Annotated in this window: 15 protein-coding genes and 2 tRNA genes; 16 read left to right on the top strand and 1 reads right to left on the bottom strand. The window is 64.8% G+C overall.

What is annotated here, in order from left to right:
- The first annotated feature begins 1 nt into the window (after position 1).
- The 5 genes from HYH08_RS27265 to HYH08_RS27245 all read left to right on the top strand — a co-directional run bounded on the left by HYH08_RS27265 (position 2) and on the right by HYH08_RS27245 (position 2,867).
- A complete protein-coding gene (locus HYH08_RS27265) occupies positions 2-730 on the top strand; it encodes a tRNA-uridine aminocarboxypropyltransferase (protein ID WP_220012914.1) in 729 nt (242 codons plus the stop codon).
- Positions 731-814: 84 nt separating this feature from the next.
- Positions 815-1,639, top strand: a complete 825-nt coding sequence (locus HYH08_RS27260; protein WP_502788883.1) for an ABC transporter permease — start codon at positions 815-817, stop codon at positions 1,637-1,639.
- Between the two features lie 7 nt (positions 1,640-1,646).
- Complete coding sequence (locus HYH08_RS27255; RefSeq protein WP_220012913.1) at positions 1,647-2,399, top strand: ABC transporter ATP-binding protein; 753 nt, start codon at positions 1,647-1,649, stop codon at positions 2,397-2,399.
- A gap of 56 nt (positions 2,400-2,455) precedes the next feature.
- Positions 2,456-2,529 (top strand) — tRNA-Cys (locus HYH08_RS27250).
- A 191-nt stretch (positions 2,530-2,720) separates the two neighbouring features.
- Entirely contained in the window at positions 2,721-2,867 is a 147-nt protein-coding gene (locus HYH08_RS27245; RefSeq protein WP_220012912.1) for a hypothetical protein, read from the top strand.
- A gap of 71 nt (positions 2,868-2,938) precedes the next feature.
- Here HYH08_RS27245 and HYH08_RS27240 read toward each other — a convergent pair whose 3' ends face one another.
- Entirely contained in the window at positions 2,939-3,133 is a 195-nt protein-coding gene (locus tag HYH08_RS27240; protein ID WP_220012911.1) for a hypothetical protein, read from the bottom strand.
- A 267-nt stretch (positions 3,134-3,400) separates the two neighbouring features.
- Between HYH08_RS27240 and HYH08_RS27235 the strand changes: the two genes are divergently transcribed.
- The 11 genes from HYH08_RS27235 (at position 3,401) to HYH08_RS27185 (ending at position 15,489) form a co-directional block, all read left to right on the top strand.
- The gene (locus HYH08_RS27235; RefSeq protein WP_220012910.1) at positions 3,401-3,664 is read left to right on the top strand and encodes a hypothetical protein; all 264 of its coding nucleotides are present in this window, start codon (positions 3,401-3,403) and stop codon (positions 3,662-3,664) included.
- A 445-nt stretch (positions 3,665-4,109) separates the two neighbouring features.
- Positions 4,110-5,009 (top strand): ABC transporter substrate-binding protein, encoded by a 900-nt coding sequence (locus tag HYH08_RS27230; RefSeq protein WP_502788922.1) that lies wholly within the window; start codon positions 4,110-4,112, stop codon positions 5,007-5,009.
- A 255-nt stretch (positions 5,010-5,264) separates the two neighbouring features.
- Positions 5,265-6,887 carry an amino acid ABC transporter permease/ATP-binding protein gene (locus tag HYH08_RS27225; RefSeq protein WP_220013023.1) on the top strand — a complete coding sequence of 541 codons (1,623 nt, stop codon included), beginning with the start codon at positions 5,265-5,267 and terminating at the stop codon, positions 6,885-6,887.
- A 43-nt stretch (positions 6,888-6,930) separates the two neighbouring features.
- On the top strand, positions 6,931-8,172 hold the full coding sequence (locus HYH08_RS27220; protein WP_220012908.1) for an acetamidase/formamidase family protein: 1,242 nt from the start codon (positions 6,931-6,933) through the stop codon (positions 8,170-8,172).
- Positions 8,173-8,434: 262 nt separating this feature from the next.
- Positions 8,435-10,765, top strand: a complete 2,331-nt coding sequence (locus tag HYH08_RS27215; RefSeq protein ID WP_220013022.1) for an acetamidase/formamidase family protein — start codon at positions 8,435-8,437, stop codon at positions 10,763-10,765.
- Between the two features lie 14 nt (positions 10,766-10,779).
- Positions 10,780-11,163 carry a RidA family protein gene (locus HYH08_RS27210; protein WP_220012907.1) on the top strand — a complete coding sequence of 128 codons (384 nt, stop codon included), beginning with the start codon at positions 10,780-10,782 and terminating at the stop codon, positions 11,161-11,163.
- 937 nt (positions 11,164-12,100) lie between these two features.
- A complete protein-coding gene (locus HYH08_RS27205; protein WP_220012906.1) occupies positions 12,101-12,469 on the top strand; it encodes a hypothetical protein in 369 nt (122 codons plus the stop codon).
- Positions 12,470-12,616: 147 nt separating this feature from the next.
- A tRNA-Asn gene (locus HYH08_RS27200) sits at positions 12,617-12,691 on the top strand.
- Positions 12,692-12,905: 214 nt separating this feature from the next.
- Positions 12,906-13,085, top strand: coding sequence for a hypothetical protein (locus tag HYH08_RS27195; RefSeq protein WP_220012905.1), 180 nt, complete (start codon positions 12,906-12,908; stop codon positions 13,083-13,085).
- Positions 13,086-13,224: 139 nt separating this feature from the next.
- Positions 13,225-13,887: a protein-L-isoaspartate O-methyltransferase family protein gene (locus tag HYH08_RS27190; RefSeq protein WP_220012904.1), complete on the top strand. Its 663-nt coding sequence runs from the start codon at positions 13,225-13,227 to the stop codon at positions 13,885-13,887.
- Positions 13,888-14,103: 216 nt separating this feature from the next.
- On the top strand, positions 14,104-15,489 hold the full coding sequence (locus HYH08_RS27185; RefSeq protein ID WP_220012903.1) for a TolC family outer membrane protein: 1,386 nt from the start codon (positions 14,104-14,106) through the stop codon (positions 15,487-15,489).
- Positions 15,490-15,763 lie beyond the last annotated feature (274 nt).

Below are 15,763 nucleotides of genomic sequence, written 5' to 3'. Positions count from 1 at the left end.
CATGTCGAACCCCACAGCCGCCGCGCCCGAACAGATCCCCGAATGCCCGCACTGCCAGAAGCCGCTGCCGCTGTGCATCTGCGACAGCGTCACGCCGGTTGAAAACCGCCTCTCTCTCCTGATCCTCCAGCATCCGCAGGAGCAGGACAGGGCGCTCGGCACCGCACGGCTGCTGGCCAGGCACTTTGCGGATGCCATGGTGCGCGTCGGCCTGTCCTGGCCGAGCCTGTCCAAGGCGCTGGGCCGACCGGTCGAGAACGCCTCGCACTGGGCCGTGCTCTATCTCGGCTCGGCGCGCGCCGCCGACCTTGAGACCGAGGCCGAGATCGTGGCGCTCGACCGCAAGGGCGGGGTCGCCGACAAGCAGCGCGAGCGCCTCGGCAAGCTCGAAGGCGTCGTGCTGCTCGACGGCACCTGGAGCCAGGCCAAGGCGCTATGGTGGCGCAATCCCTGGATGCTGAAATGCCAGCGCGTGATCCTCAATCCGGCGCAGCCGTCGCGCTACGGGCACCTGCGCAAGGAGCCACGCAAGGACGGGCTCTCGACCATCGAGGCGGCCGCGTCTGTTCTGGCCGGCCTCGAACGGCGCCCCGACATCGCCGAGACCCTGCACGCCAGTTTTGAACGGATGTTGGCACGCTACCGGGAGGTCCAGGCCGAGATGCCGGAACTGGCGCCAAAGCCGGCTCCGAAGGGCCGCAGGCGCGACTATCGGCGCAAGCGCGCCTGACTTCGGCCGTCTTCCCCCATACGGTTGATTGCTGCACAGGGGGCGGGCAGATAAAGACGGTCGGCCGATCGGCCTGCTATCCCAGTGCAGCATCGGAAAACCGGACGCGGAAGGGGCAGTCGCATTCAGCTCGCAACGAGAGAGATCCTGGCCCAGGCGACGCGGCTCGATCGCTGGGGCACGCTCGCGCTGATGGACATTTCGCTGCGCTACCGGCGCACCGTGATCGGCCCGCTCTGGATCACGCTGACCTTGGCTGCGACGATCGCCAGCGTCGGCACGGTCTATGCGGCGCTGTTCAAGCAGGACATCAGCAGCTTTCTGCCGACCTTCGCCGTCGGCCTGATCGTCTGGACCCTGATCGCGACCACGCTTCAGGAGGGCTCCAACATTTTCGTGGCCTCAGGCCATCTGATCAAGGCCGTGCCGGCGCCGCTGGTCGTGCACGTGCTCCAGATGATCGCGCGCAACGTCCTGATCTTCGCCCATCACCTGGTGATCGTCGTCCTGCTCTACACCGTGATGCCGTGGCAGCTGCACTGGACCATGCTGCTCGCGTTGCCCGGTTTTGCGATCCTGCTCACCGTGCTGCTCGGCGGCTCGGTCATCCTCGGCATGCTCTGCGCGCGCTTTCGCGACATCGGCTCTGCGATCGTCAGCGGCCTGCAATTCGTCTTCTTCCTGACGCCGATCATCTGGACCGAGGACACCGTGCGCGGCACCGCGTTCTCCTGGCTGACCCGCGTCAATCCGTTCGCGACGCTGCTCGACCTGGTGCGCCGGCCGCTGCTGTCGCAGCCGACCGATCCGGAGCAATGGCTGCTCGGGGTCATCTACGCAATTGTCGTCACCGTGGTCGGGCTGTTCTGTTACGCGCGCTACCGCCACCGCGTGGCGTATTGGCTATGAGGCGCGCATGAGCCTTGCCGCCCACATCCTGCTCCGCAACGTCGCGGTGACCTTTCCCGTGCTGTCGTTCCGTGACCGCTCGCTGCGCAGCCGCTTCGTCAACGCGGTGACGCTGCGCAGGACGGCGGCAGTCCCGCGCATCGTCTCCGCGCTGAGCGACGTCAGCCTCGACATCCGCGCCGGCGACCGCCTTGCCATCGTCGGCGCCAATGGCGCCGGCAAGACCACGCTGCTGCGCGTCCTCGCCGGGATCTACCATCCGACCGCGGGCAGCGTCGACGTCCACGGCCGCTGCCTGTCGCTGTTCGACCTCCAGGCCGGCTTCGACGAGGAGGCGACCGGCTATGAGAACATCATGCGGCGCGGGCTCGTGATCGGCGCGCGGCGGGCCGAGATTGACGCGCGGCGGGCAGAGATCGCCGAATTCACCGAGCTCGGCGACCGGCTCGACCTGCCGCTGCGGACCTATTCCAGCGGCATGATGCTGCGCCTGATCTTCGCCGTCGCCACCGCTGTCGAGGGCGAGATCGTGCTGCTCGACGAATGGATCGGCGTCGGCGACCAGCAATTCCGCAAGAAGGCGCGGCAGCGGCTGGACGAGATCGTCGCCCGCGCCGGCATCCTGGTGTTGGCCTCGCACGACGTCGACCTCATCAAGAGCACCTGCAACCGCGCGATCCTGCTGGAGGCGGGGCGGATCACGGCCGCCGGGTCCACCGATGAGATCCTCAGCCGATATCTCGGCGGCGCGAAGGCGTAACCGCCCGGTCGGGGTTGCCTAAGCCATTGATCCCCTATATTGGTCCGCCCTTACGGGGCCACGTGGCGGAGTGGTTACGCAACGGTCTGCAAAACCGTGTACACCAGTTCAATTCTGGTCGTGGCCTCCATCGCAACCCTCTGATATCCCAGGACAAATTGATTTCGCCGCAGGCTCCCGCGGAGCCATGCAGCGCGGCTTGTCCGGCCGGGCACACCGGGTTTGCCCGGGGCCCCCAGGAAACCCCCGATTCAGGCCGGATGGCATAGACTTCGCATCTGCGAAGGGATGCAAATGCCATCAACAAGCGCTGGAGATCACGTGGGCGACATCGTCCGGTTTGTCCCGAAATCAGAGCTGGAGCGGGCTCGCCTCATTGCCGAGGCGCGCGCGATCTATGACAGCATCTTTCCGCCGGCCGCTCCCGACCAGGTGCGCCAGGACGGCAAGGAGCACGTCAAGACCTGATCGCTGCAGCCTGGGGGCTGACAGCAAAACGCCCGCGGAAGCGGGCGCATCGGTTGACGTCGAAGCCGGCCTCAGGAGGCCGCGTACCAGCCGTCGGGAAACGGCAGCAGGGGCCAGGCGCCTTCGTTGTCGTTGGCGGCTTTGGGTGTTGCAGCGTACGACCATGAGCGAGGCGCAAAGTCCTGCTCCGGCACGGGTGCGAAATCTTCGTTGATCATGGCGTCCCGGACGGCATCCAGCATCAAGTTGAATTCGGCTTCGCTCATCACACCCTCGCACAACGCGGATGGCGCAATGTCGCAAAGCCGGTTTGTTACCCGATTGAGCCGATCGTTCGCATTTTAACGATCGGCCGATCGGGTCCCGGTTGGTTAGCGATTTCTGAAAAAGCCCCTCGAAATCCCCGCGGGAACCCTAGGCGGCCCCGCCGGGCTGGCCGTGTGAAAGAGATCACATTCTCCGCGATTTATTTCTCCTACCCCTTCGCAGGTCAGGCCAATGCAGGCCGGGACGGGCAGACAGGAGACTTGGTCATGAAGGCAAGGTTCTTGCGGTTCGCCGCTGTGAAAAGCCGGGCGCGCCGCGCCTCGACGCTCGGGCTGTTCCTGACATTGTTCGCGAGCGCCGCGAATGCGCAGCAGGGAACCCCGGAGCAGCGCCGGGCTTGCACCCCCGACGTCTACCGGCTCTGTGCCGGCGAGATCCCGAACGTCCGCGCCATCACGGCCTGCCTGCGCCGTAACCGGTCAAGCTTGAGCGAGGCTTGCCGCACCGTGTTCGACCAGGCCGGCGGCTGACATGGCTGGCCTGTGGGTTTGTGCGCAGCAAGTGGCCCGCAGCGGCTCGCGAATCCGGCATGGTGGCGCTGTGGATATGCTGCGGACAGGCTGTGGAATTGCTGTGGGTACCGAAAATAGATGCGCCAGCCCGGCGCCTTATCTCCGCTAGAATCCGTCACATATCTGTCAGAAAACCTGTCAGATGATTCCTGGATTGTACAGATCGCTGCGCCATCTGGAATGATTTGGTTCGTCCGAATCCGGAATGGTGCGCCGTAGCGCGCCTCGGCTCCGAACAGTTTTTGTGCAGCCGCTTGCCCAAATCGCGGGCCCCCTCCGTCCAATTTTTTGTACGCCCGCGGACAAGCTTTTCAGCTCGCCCTCCACCTAGGCTCCCTCCCGAGATCTGGAACATGGCCACAGCCATGGCAATTCGAAGGAGCAGGAGATGGAGACACGGGTAATGCCCCACACGCGGGGGATGTCGCGCGCCTTGCCATGGCGCAAGGTCGCGCTCGGCGCCGCCATCGCTGTCGGCCTCGTCGCCGCCGCGCCGCTGAGCGCGCAGGCGGCCGCACCCGCCGCCTGCGCCGCGCTCCAGGAGAAATATCCGGACTGGAAGGGCAAGACGCTCGTCAACGCCATCAACCCGCACACGCCGGGCTATGAGACGATCGACCCGAAGGACCCCAGCAAATATATCGGCTTCGACATCGATCTCGGCGAAGCCATCGGCGAATGCCTCGGCTTCAAGCTGACCTACAAGCCCGTGGTGTTCGCGGCGCTCCTGACCACGCTCGCCGCGGGGCAGGCCGACATCGTCATTTCCGACATCTATGCCACCAAGGAGCGCGCCAAGGCCGCCGACTTCATCACCTATTCGAAGGTGTTCGATGGCGTGCTGGTCGCCAAGGGCAATCCGAAGGGCATCAACGGCATCAACATGTCGATGTGCGGCGCCGCCGCCGCCGAAAACACCGGCTATGTCGAGGTGCCCCTGATCCAGGCGCTGATCCCCGAGTGCAAGAAGGCCGGCAAGGCCGAGCCGACCATCCAGCTCTACGACAACAACGCCAACTGCATCCAGGCGATCCTCGCCGGCCGCGCCGACACCTATGTCAACGACGTCAACACCGTCGACAGTGCCGTCAAAGCCTATCCGGACAAGCTGGAGAAGGCGATCGCGGTGACGATTCCGTACTCGGTCGGCATCGCCGTCCCCAAGGACAAGCCGAAATTCCGCGACGCCGTGCTCGCCGCCCTGATCGAGGTGCAGAAGGCCGGCACGCATATGGAGCTCCTGAAGAAGCACGGGCTCGATGTGAACAACTTCAAGGAGCCGGACATCCTGACCGCCGACTGAGTGCGGCTCACCTCTTCCCGACGGGGAGAGGTCGGCGCAAAGCGCCGGGTGAGGGGGCGCGGCAAACGTGATGCAGCGTAATCCCTCACCCGGATCGCATCTTTCGATGCGACGTAGCCGAAGCTTTGCTTCGGCGTCCTTACGTCAAGAACGGCCGCCGGAGGCGGCCTCTGCCTCTCCCTCCGGGAGAGGTGGACCGTGCTCCTGGCGCCTGCCTTTCCACGAAATCTGATCCCCGCTCTCATCGGCCGGCTGATGTCCCTGTTCCTCCATTATCTGAGCATGCCGTATCTGCTCGAGGGCATCGAGCTCACCCTCGAGGTGACCGCGCTCGGGCTCGGCGGTGGATTGATCCTGGGATTGATCCTCGCCGGCATGCAGCTCTCGCGCTTCTGGCTGCTCTCGGCGATCGCCAGGGCCTACACCGTGATCTTCCGCGGCACGCCGCTGATCCTGCAGATGGTGTTCGCCTACGACGCGCTGCCGCATATCGGCATCAAGCTGCCGGCGGTGCTGGCGGCGGGCCTTGCGCTCGCCTGCAACGAAGCGCCATTCATCGCCGAGATGCTGCGCGCCGGCGTGCTCGGCGTCGACCGCGGGCAGGTGACCGCGGGGCAGGCGCTCGGCATGACGCCCCGGATCCTGATGTGGCGGATCATCGCGCCGCAGGCGATCCGCACCATGATCCCGGCCTTCGGCAACGAGGCCGTGAGCGCGCTGAAAAATTCCTCGCTCGCCTCCGTGGTCGCGGTGCAGGAGCTGACGCTGCGCTCGACGCAACTGGCGTCCTCGACCTTCGACTTCTTCTCGATCTTCTTCGCCTCGGGTCTTCTCTACCTCGTGCTGACGGCCAGCATCAGCGTCATCCAGCTGTTCGTCGAGTGGCTGCTCGATCTCGATCGCGCCGACGGCCGCCAGCGCAAGCTCGCCGATTACCTGCCGTGGCGCCGCGTCGATCTCGGCACCAAGCTCGAGCTCGCCGCAGCCACCGCTGATGAGCCGCAGCCCGCACAGCCAGAGCTCGTCGAAACCCCGCCGCTCGCCCTGACGAGCGAGGAACGCGCCCGCCGCGCCGCCACGATCGCGCGCAACAACATCGCGGTCGAGACAAAGGACCTCACCAAGAGCTACGGCCCGCAAAAGGTGCTTGGCGGCCTCGACCTCACCGTCCGCGTCGGCGAGGTGGTCGCGCTGCTCGGTCCCAGCGGCTCCGGCAAGAGCACGCTGCTCCGCTGCATCAACCATCTCGAAAGCTGGGACAGCGGCACCGTGCGCGTCGGCGGACGGCGGCTGGGTTTCGGCGACAATGGCAAGGCGCTGTCGCCCCGCGACCTCGCCAATGAGCGCGCCAGCGTCGGCGTCGGCATGGTGTTCCAGCAGTTCAACCTGTTCGCCCATCTGTCGGCCAGGGAGAACATCGCCGGCCCCTTGCGCTGGGTCCACGGCATGACCCGCATCGATGCCGATCGCCGCGCCACCGAGCTGCTCGACCGCGTCGGCCTTTCGCATCGCGCCTATGCGCTGCCGCGGCACCTCTCCGGCGGTCAGCAGCAACGCGTCGCCATCGCCCGCGCGCTCGCGCCCAATCCGAGCGTGCTGCTGCTGGACGAGCCGACCTCGGCGCTCGACCCTGAACTGGTCAACGAGGTGCTGGAAGTGATCCGGCGCCTCGCCATCGACGACGGTCTCACCATGATCATCTCGACGCACCAGATCCGCTTCGCCGACGAGGTCGCCGACCGCGTCGCGTTCCTGAACGGCGGCCGGATCATCGAGGAGGGGCCCGCGCACGAGGTGCTCTCCAATCCCCGCAATCCGCTGACGGCGCGTTTCCTCAGCGTGATGGACGCCGACAAGACTCCGGAGACGGTGCGATGAGCACGGCCTCCGCAACGTTCAAGACTCCCGAAGAGGCCATCTCATGAAGCACGTCACCCTGCCGGTTTCGCCGAAGACCGTCCACTGGGGCTATTTCTCCAAGAAGGTCGCGCCAGCCCTGACGCTGCGCTCGGGGGATCGCGCCACCATCGAGACGCTGACCCACCACGCCAATGACGATTACGAGCGCATGATCCAGGGCGATCCCGGCGCCGAGAGCGTGTTCCAGTGGACACGCGAGCACAAGGCGGTCGCGCGCCGCGGCTCAGGCCCGACCCAAGGCCCGTTCATTCGCGGCGCAGGCGAGGGGATCGGCGTGCATCTGCTCACCGGTCCCGTGGCGATCGAAGGCGCCGAGCCCGGCGACATTCTGGAGGTGCGCATCCTCGATGTCAGGCCGCGGCCGAGCTGCAGCGCCTGCCATGCCGGGCGCTGCTTCGGCTCCAATGTCGCCGCCAATTGGGGCTTTCACTATCACGACCTGATCGAGGAGCCGAAGCCGCGCGAGGTCGTCACCATCTTCGAGCTCGACACCTCGGGCGAGCCCTATGCGAAGGCCGTCTACAATTACGTCTGGACGCCGCAGACCGACCCCGACGGCATCGTGCATCCGACCATCGATTATCCCGGCGTCCGCGTCGATCACGCCACCATCAAAAAACGCGAGAACATTCTCTCCGCCGTGAAGGTGCCGGCGCGGCTGCATTTCGGCACCATGGGGCTTGCTCCGTCGGAAGCCGATTTCGTCAGCTCGATCCCGCCGAGCTACACCGGCGGCAATATCGACGACTGGCGCATCGGCAAGGGCGCGCGGATGTTCTATCCGGTCGCAGTCCCCGGCGCCTATTTCTCGGTCGGCGATCCCCATGCCGCGCAAGGCGACAGCGAGCTCGGCGGCACCGCGATCGAGACCTCGCTGACCGGCGATTTCGAATTCATCCTGCACAAGAAGGCGGACCTCGCCGGCACCAATTTGGAAGGCCTCGACCATCCCATGCTCGAGACCGACCATGCCTGGTCGTTCTACGGCTTCACCTATCCGAACTATCTCGCGACGCTCGGCGCCGACGCGCAAACCGAGATTGCCAATCACTCCAGCCTCGACCGGGCGATGCGCGATGCGTTCCGCAAGCTGCGGCGGTTCCTGATGACCGTGCACGGCCTCAGCGAGGACGAGGCGATCTCGCTGATGTCGGTCGGCGCCGATTTTGGCGTCACCCAGGTCGTCGACGCCAATTGGGGCGTCCACGGCACGATCCGCAAGAACATGTTCCGTTGCGATTGATGCTCTCCGTCTCGTCATTCCGGGGCGACGCGAAGCGTCGAACCCGGAATCCATTCCTCCACCGTTCTCTGCGCCTGATGGATTCCGGGTTCGCGCTGACGCGCGCCCCGGAATGACGGAGACCCTAACACTCTGAAGCAAAGTCCATTTCCCGGATGAACGCGTGACAAACGAACCTCATCTACGACCCGTCGCTGCGACGGACGACCGCGTTCGGCTGGCACAGAGGTTGCTTCGATCGACCGCAATCTGGGTCGATCCGATGAGCTTCCGCCCGTTCACGAGCGAGTCCTACGCGCAAGGCGACCGCCCCGAAGCTTGGCGGGACGTGCTGGCCGCGGTCGGCTTGCAGCCGGCAGGCAATCATACCTTCTACGACGGACACGCGACGGCCTCGCATCGTCATGCCACCGGCGTTGCACTGACCCGCATGGCCGCGGGCGCGCAGAGCGTCGCGCCGCTCGCGCAATCGACTGAAGATCTTCCGATCGCGCTGATGCCAGTCGAGGACGGCATGGTGCTCAAGAGCGGCGCCGGCCACCGCATCGTTCCCGTCGGCCATCTCGTGCTGCTGCCGCGCAGCGGCAACTGGAGCATCGTGTTCCAGCGCGACATGCGCGCCATCGTGCTGTCCGTGACATCGCAAGCGCTGCATGGACGTCTCTCGGGCAAGCCGCGGCTCGGCGAGCCCCGCGTTGTGCCGCCAGGCGGCTTTGCCGATGTGTTCGCGCGCATGCTGGACGCGACCGCACGCACGCTCGACACGTTGAGCGACGGCGAATGGAATTTGCTGGCGCAGTCCTTGGTCGATCTGCTCTTGACGCTTGCGCATCAGCTGGCGGCCTCGACCTCCGATGGCGGATCGAGCGCAACACAGGCCGCGCTGCTGCACCGGATCTGCCAGACCATCGAGCGCCGGCTCGACGATCCCGAGCTTGCGCCCGCCCGCGTTGCGCAGGCTGAGGGCATCTCCGAGCGCTATTTGCAAAAGCTGTTCGAGACGGTCGGCGACAACTTTACGCATTACGTCCGCGAGCGCCGGCTCCAGCGCGCTTGGGCCGATCTGTCCAACCCAACCGAGGCGCATCGCTCGATTTCGGAGATCGCCTATGCCTATGGCTTTGGCGATTCCGCGCATTTCAGCCGCGCCTTCCGGCATCGCTTCGGCCTGCCGCCGCGCGAATTCCGCCAGCAGGAGGCGGAGCGGGTGACGTCGCAGCACGGTGTGGCCGGCCAGCGCGGCTGGCCGCAGGAGGCCTTGGCCCAGCTTCGCGCCCATCAAAACCTGGAAGCGCGCAGCAGCGTGTCCCGCACCGACGCTGCGGAACCGCGAACAGCGGAGCGCAGGCATCACCATCTCCCGGTCGAGGCCAGCCGTGTCCATTGGGGCTATTTCAGCCGCTCGCTGCCGCCGCAGATCGAGATCGCCTCGGGCGACACCATCACCATCGAGACGCTGACCCAGCATGCCTCCGACGCGCCGGAGATGATGATTGCGGGCGATCCCGGCGCCGAAAGCGTGTTCGGCTGGACCGCCGAGACAAAGAACGTCGATCGTCGCGGCGCCGGGCCCATGAATGCGAGTGTCTTCGGCCGCGGCGCCGGCGAGGGGTTTGGCGTGCACATCTGCACCGGGCCCGTTGCGGTGAAGGACGCCCAGCCCGGCGACGTGCTGGAAGTGCGCATCCTCGACATCGTGCCGCGCGCCAGCCGCAGTCCGCAGCATGCTGGCCGGGTGTTCGGCTCCTCGGTCGCGGCCTGGTGGGGCTATCACTACAACGAGTTTCTCGGCGGTCCCAAGCCGCGGGAGATCGTCACCATCTACGAGATATTCGACGATCCCGAGGAGCCGCACGCCCGTGCGCTGTATTCCTACCGCTGGGAACCGCAGACCGATCCCTCCGGCGTCGTGCACAGCACCTATGACTATCCCGGCGTTCCCGTCGCGCCCGGCACCGTCAAGCGCCGCCACGCCGTGCTCGATGGTATCCGTATTCCGTTGCGGCCGCATTTCGGTGTGATCGCGGTGGCGCCGCGCGAGGTCGATTTCGTCGATTCCGTGCCGCCGTCCTATTTCGGCGGCAACCTCGACAATTGGCGGCTGGGCAAGGGATCGACCGTCTATCTCCCGGTCTCCGTGCCCGGCGCGCTGCTGTCGGTCGGTGATTCCCATGCGACGCAAGGTGACGGCGAGCTCAGCGGCACCGCGATCGAATGCTCGATGACAGGGACATTCGAGGTGATCCTGCACAAGAAGGCCGATCTCGCCGGCCAACCCTTTGCCGATCTCTCCTATCCCCTGATCGAGACCGCGACCGACTGGGTGCTGACCGGATTCAGCCACCCGAACTACCTTGCCGAGTTCGGCGCCCAGGGGCAGAGCGAGGTCTACGCAAAGTCCTCGCTCGACCTCGCCATGAAGGACGCGTTCCGCAAGATGCGGCGCTTCCTGATGAACACCAAGGCCCTCAGCGAGGACGAAGCGATCGCGCTGATGTCGGCCGCGGTCGATTTCGGCGTCACGCAAGTCGTCGACGGCAATTGGGGCGTACATGCCATTCTCAGCAAGCGCCTGTTTCAGGACGCATCGTAACAAGGACAAGTCAGGTGAAATTCCACATGATCAGCGGCGGCCCGAAGCCGGTCGCGCCCTTCAGCCACGCCGTCGAGACCGACGGCTTCGTCTTCGTCACCGGCCAGATGCCCGACACGCCGCAGGCGCCCGGCGTGCTGCCTGACGGCATCGTCGCGCAGACGCGGGCCGTGATGGAGAACTTGAAGGTGGTTCTCGCCGGTCTCGATCTCGGCCTTGAGCACGTGGTGATGACGCGGATTTATCTGACGCGCTTCAAGGAGGACTACGCCGCGATGAACGAGACCTATCGCAGCTTCTTCCCACCCGACCGGCTGCCGGCCCGCACCTGCGTCGGCGTCACCGGCCTTGCCTATGACGCGCTGATCGAGATCGATCTGGTGTGCCGGCGGCCTTGAGATCATGGCCTACGACCGCTTGTGTTGCCCGGCGGGCAAAACACACAAGAGCCCGGTCAATCTGCGCGAGTAAAAATATTCGCCTTTACAGAAATTCGGCTTTGGCGTATTCCTGCGTCACCTCATCCCTGTCAGAGGGGCGTATCGCGATCGTCACGAACGCGGGGTGAGCCGTGGTGGACGCTGGCCATACCGGCGCGGCAGGTTCGCAGGGCGGGCAACCGTGAGCGAAAACCGTCGCGCACACGACCGGTGCGGTCCGCGTACGGCAAAACCGTGTGGTCCTGACGCCCGGGGTCTGTGCGTCAAGTCTTGCGGTGATGTGGCGGCCCGACCGGGCACGTACATCAGTCATCTGCAAGGCGACGGGGGCAATAGTGCATCGCTCCCCGGGGAGAGCGCGGCATAAGCCGTAAAACCACTGCGCAGGGAAGGCCGGATGTTTGGCCTCACCTGTATGCCGCTGTGCAGCCTTTTGTAGCGCAACCTTCGCACAGTGGACCGTGGGTGCCCGGCCGGCACTCGGTCTTCCCTGCACCCTCTGACGAGGAGGGTGATGTGACCAGGCAATAGCTCGGGCGGGATGAGCCGCGAGGCTGCGAAGGCGTGTCTGCACACGCGATGTCCTGCGCTGCAGAGCAGGGCCCATCTTTCGAGAGGCAATCCGTGTGGTGTGTGGCGACGATACCGCGGCGCGGAGACAACAAACTCCGCGGATCTATGAATGCCGGTTCATTGCTGCGGAGAATTCGAATCGATATGAACTAGGTCGTTGCGCGTCTCGCGTCGTGCAGCAGCCGGAGTGCGGATCGATGGCGTGTTGCACCCCTCGATCCGGCTCCGGACGAAGTTTTCAAGGCAACGCCATTTTTGCTTGCTGCGCCTGCGCCAGTCGACGTCAGGCGCCGCGAGCCTGTTTCGATCGGGAGATTTTCTCATGAAGTATTTTCTGTCCGCACTGCTCGCGATCGGCCTTTCGATCGCTGCCGCGCCGTCATTCGCGGCCGACGCCCGCAACGTCAACGTCGTCAACGAGACGGGCTATGCCATCAAGTTCCTCGGCTTCAACGCTCCGGACGATGGCCTCGACGAATGGGACAACGAGCTGGACAAGGTTTTGCAGAACCAGACCTCGACCTATGTCGAGTTCGACGAGGATGACGAGGGCTGCGTCTGGAACATCCGCGTCGACTGGCAGAACTATGACGAGGCCGTGCTCTGGAAGAACGTCAATCTCTGCAAAATCACAGCGCTGCGGCTGCGCTACGACCCCGGCACCAAGACCACGTCCTTCATCGCCGAATAGTCCGGCGCTCATGACCGGAAGAGGGGCCGCCAGGAAACGTCAGGAGGGCCCTTCCTCACATGCGTTGCGGAAGATGACGAATTCGTCCTTTGCAAGCGCAATCGGCTTTGTTATACGCAGCCGCGCGCGAACGAACGGTTCGCCTTTTCCTCGGTAGCTCAGCGGTAGAGCATCCGACTGTTAATCGGATGGTCGCTGGTTCGAATCCAGCCCGGGGAGCCAATTTCCGCTTAAAATTCAAAAACTTGACGCCGTGTCCTGATGCGGCGCGCGATGCCGTTCAAGCGGGATCTCAAGACTTGTCCAGCCGATCAGGCGCAGAATCGCGTTCAAGCAGATGTGTCCACAGGCACTCTTCGCACCGGGCGGGCGGCAACAAATCGACTTAATTCGCATTGAGCTTCGCAATCGCCGGATTTTTACGGAGCTGATTCCCATGCCCGACATCCAGATCGACCGCGCCCACCTGGCTCCCTCGATTCTGCCGGCCGACGTTCCCGAACTCAGCGACGATGAATGTCTCGCCTGTCTCCAGCGCGCAGTCGAGACTCCCGATTCGGCACGGCTGGACGAGGTCGCGGCCCTGATCGGCCGCCTCGCGGTGACGATCGAATAGTCCGTCACGCCCCTGATACGGCGAGTTGCGGAAGCGCCGGCTGGCGCATGCCAACGGCCATGTTGCGTTTTTGCCGGGCATGTTCCAAAGATGCCGCCAACTTCCGTCCGCGGCATCGTCCGCATTTCAGGGTCCGCAAATGTCCGGTTTCTCGACCGCGCGCCAAAAAATGGTCGATGGCCAGGTGCGCACCAATGACGTCACCGATCGCCGTATTCTTGACGCCATGCTCACGGTTCCGCGCGAGGCCTTCGTGCCCGCGGCCAAGCAGGCTCTGGCCTATCTCGATCTCGACCTCGATGTGAGCGAGGGCGGCGCCAAGCGCTTCCTGATCAAGCCGCAGCTGACCGGCAAGCTGCTCCAGGCCGCCGAGATCGGCGAGGGTGACAACGTGCTGGTGGTCGGCTGTGCCACGGGCTATCTGGCCGCGCTGGCGGCCAAGCTCGCGAAACAGGTCACGGCGACCGACTGCGATCCGACTCTGGCCGCGAAGGCCAAGGATGCATGTGCCGGCCTCGGCCTCGCCAATGTCACCTGCAAGGCTGCGGCCTGCACCGAGGGCGATGCATCTGCCGCTCCCTATGACGTGATCATCCTCAATGGCGCCACTGAAGTGACGCCGGAGGCGGTGCTCGGTCAGCTCAAAGAGGGCGGGCGTCTGGTGGGAGTGTCTGCGGAATCCAAGCCGCCCCGGGCCATGATCGTGACCCGTACCCACGGCGAATTCGGCCACCGGGCCCTGTTCGATGCCGCAGCCCCGGTCCTCCCCGGGCTGGAGCGGGCGGCCACCTTCGTCTTCTGACGGCCTGATTGGCGACTTCGGCCTGTTAAAATCCCATTCTGAATCAGAAGTGTGGCCGGGATGCTGCACGTGAAGAGTTTCCACCGGGAAATACCGTGAGGTAGTTCCGTCACGCCCATCCGCATCCTATGTTGCGGCGGGGCAACGACTCCACTCGGTTACGGTAACCCAGCTCGCGGGCACGAGCCGGGCGTTAGAATGAACGGAATTTTTGGGATGCATGGGGTGAAGCTCTTCACCGGAGCTGCGGTTTCGGTCCTGTTGCTGGCGCTTGCAGGGCCGACGCCTGCCTTGGCGGATACGATCGAGGCCGCCTTGGTGCGCGCCTATCAGAACAATCCGCAGCTCAACGCACAGCGCGCCCAGGTGCGCTCGACTGACGAAAACGTGCCGCAGGCCCTGTCGGGCTATCGCCCGAAGGTCAATGTGACTCTCGGCACCGGGTATAATTATCAGGATGTCCAGACGTCACAGAAGGGTACGATCGTCACACTTCCCCTTCAGCCCAACAGCGCGAGTCTGACCGTCAACCAGACGCTCTACAACGGCAACCAGACCGCCAACAGGACGCGCGCGGCCGAGAGCCAGGTTTCGGGGGCGCGCGAAGCGTTGCGCGTGCTCGAGCAGACTGTCTTGCTGCAGGCCGCCACGACTTACATGGACTATCTGCGTGACGCGGCGACGCTCGAAGTTCAACGCAGCAACGTGCGCGTGCTGGAACAGACGCTCAAGCAGACGCGCGACCGCTTCAATGTCGGCGAGGTGACGCGCACCGACGTGGCGCAGTCAGAAGCGCAGCTTGCCGCCGGCCGGACCCAGGCGCTGACCGCCGAATCGAATCTCACGACGACGCGCGCGAACTTCCGCCGGATCATCGGCAACGAGCCAACGAACCTGGCTCCGGGTTCGCCAGTCGATCGTTTCCTGCCGACGACGATCGCTTCGGCGGTCAATCTCAGCCTGGTGGAGAACCCGAACGTCACGGCGGCGATGTTCGGCATCGACGTCAACTATCTCCAGGTCAAGATCAACGAAGGCGCACTGCTGCCGACGGTGACGGTCCAGGCTGGTGTCAGCACGGCCTATCAACAGACCTTGAGCGTCTTCCGAACGAATACGGCATCCGCCATCGCGACAGCGTCCATTCCGATCTTCCAGGGCGGCGCGGAATATGCGCTGATCCGCCAATCGAAAGAGAACCTGGCGCAGCAGCGTCTGAACCTCGAAACCACCCGCGACCAGACCCGCGCCAACGTCGTGCAGGCGTGGGGCCAGCTGGAAGCCGGCAAGGCGCAAGTGCAGTCCGCACAGGCGCAGGTCACAGCCTCTGAAATCGCATTGAACGGCGTGCGCGAAGAAGCCAAGGCAGGACAGCGCACCACGCTCGACGTACTCAACGCCCAGCAGGCGCTGGTCAATGCCCGCGTTGCACTGGTGACCGCGCAGCACGATCGCGTGGTTGCGTCCTACTCGGTGCTCAACGCGGTCGGTCGTCTCGCACCGCAGGTGCTCGGTCTCAACACCACTGTCTACGATCCCAGCGTGCACTATCAGCAGGTCCGCGACAGCTGGGCCGGCGTTCGCACGCCTGACGGACGCTGATTGCCGTAATTCCCCGGTCGACCTCGCAAACAGTTGAGGTCGACCGGTGCTTTGCTTGCAATCGTCAAAATCCCTGACATAGCCTTGCCAAGAAGGTGCGGGTCGATTCGCCCGCAACCGTTGTCGTGTGCGTAAAGCTTGAGTGCCGGGGGCAGGGGCGCACCGCCGCAAATTGAGCCGTGAACTGGGGACAAGTCGGGTCGCCGCGACGAAAATGTCGGGGCGTCCGTTGCGGAACCGGCCAATCCTGTCGTGCTTGGTGTAAAACAACGCA

Origin of the sequence: Bradyrhizobium sp. BR 10289 (assembly GCF_019455385.1) — a bacterium.
Taxonomy (GTDB): Bacteria; Pseudomonadota; Alphaproteobacteria; order Rhizobiales; family Xanthobacteraceae; genus Bradyrhizobium.
This window is presented reverse-complemented; position numbering and strand designations above follow the sequence as displayed.

Bases quoted from the DNA above. Each gene is read 5' to 3' on its own strand.
- HYH08_RS27205 (WP_220012906.1), top strand. From the start codon at position 12,101: ATGAAGTATTTTCTGTCCGCACTGCTCGCGATCGGCCTTTCGATCGCT.
- HYH08_RS27265 (WP_220012914.1), top strand. From the start codon at position 2: ATGTCGAACCCCACAGCCGCCGCGCCCGAACAGATCCCCGAATGCCCG.
- HYH08_RS27235 (WP_220012910.1), top strand. From the start codon at position 3,401: ATGAAGGCAAGGTTCTTGCGGTTCGCCGCTGTGAAAAGCCGGGCGCGC.
- HYH08_RS27195 (WP_220012905.1), top strand. From the start codon at position 12,906: ATGCCCGACATCCAGATCGACCGCGCCCACCTGGCTCCCTCGATTCTG.
- HYH08_RS27255 (WP_220012913.1), top strand. From the start codon at position 1,647: ATGAGCCTTGCCGCCCACATCCTGCTCCGCAACGTCGCGGTGACCTTT.
- HYH08_RS27240 (WP_220012911.1), bottom strand. From the start codon at position 3,133: ATGAGCGAAGCCGAATTCAACTTGATGCTGGATGCCGTCCGGGACGCC.
- HYH08_RS27230 (WP_502788922.1), top strand. From the start codon at position 4,110: ATGCCCCACACGCGGGGGATGTCGCGCGCCTTGCCATGGCGCAAGGTC.
- HYH08_RS27220 (WP_220012908.1), top strand. From the start codon at position 6,931: ATGAAGCACGTCACCCTGCCGGTTTCGCCGAAGACCGTCCACTGGGGC.
- HYH08_RS27215 (WP_220013022.1), top strand. From the start codon at position 8,435: ATGAGCTTCCGCCCGTTCACGAGCGAGTCCTACGCGCAAGGCGACCGC.
- HYH08_RS27225 (WP_220013023.1), top strand. From the start codon at position 5,265: ATGTCCCTGTTCCTCCATTATCTGAGCATGCCGTATCTGCTCGAGGGC.
- HYH08_RS27190 (WP_220012904.1), top strand. From the start codon at position 13,225: ATGTCCGGTTTCTCGACCGCGCGCCAAAAAATGGTCGATGGCCAGGTG.
- HYH08_RS27185 (WP_220012903.1), top strand. From the start codon at position 14,104: ATGCATGGGGTGAAGCTCTTCACCGGAGCTGCGGTTTCGGTCCTGTTG.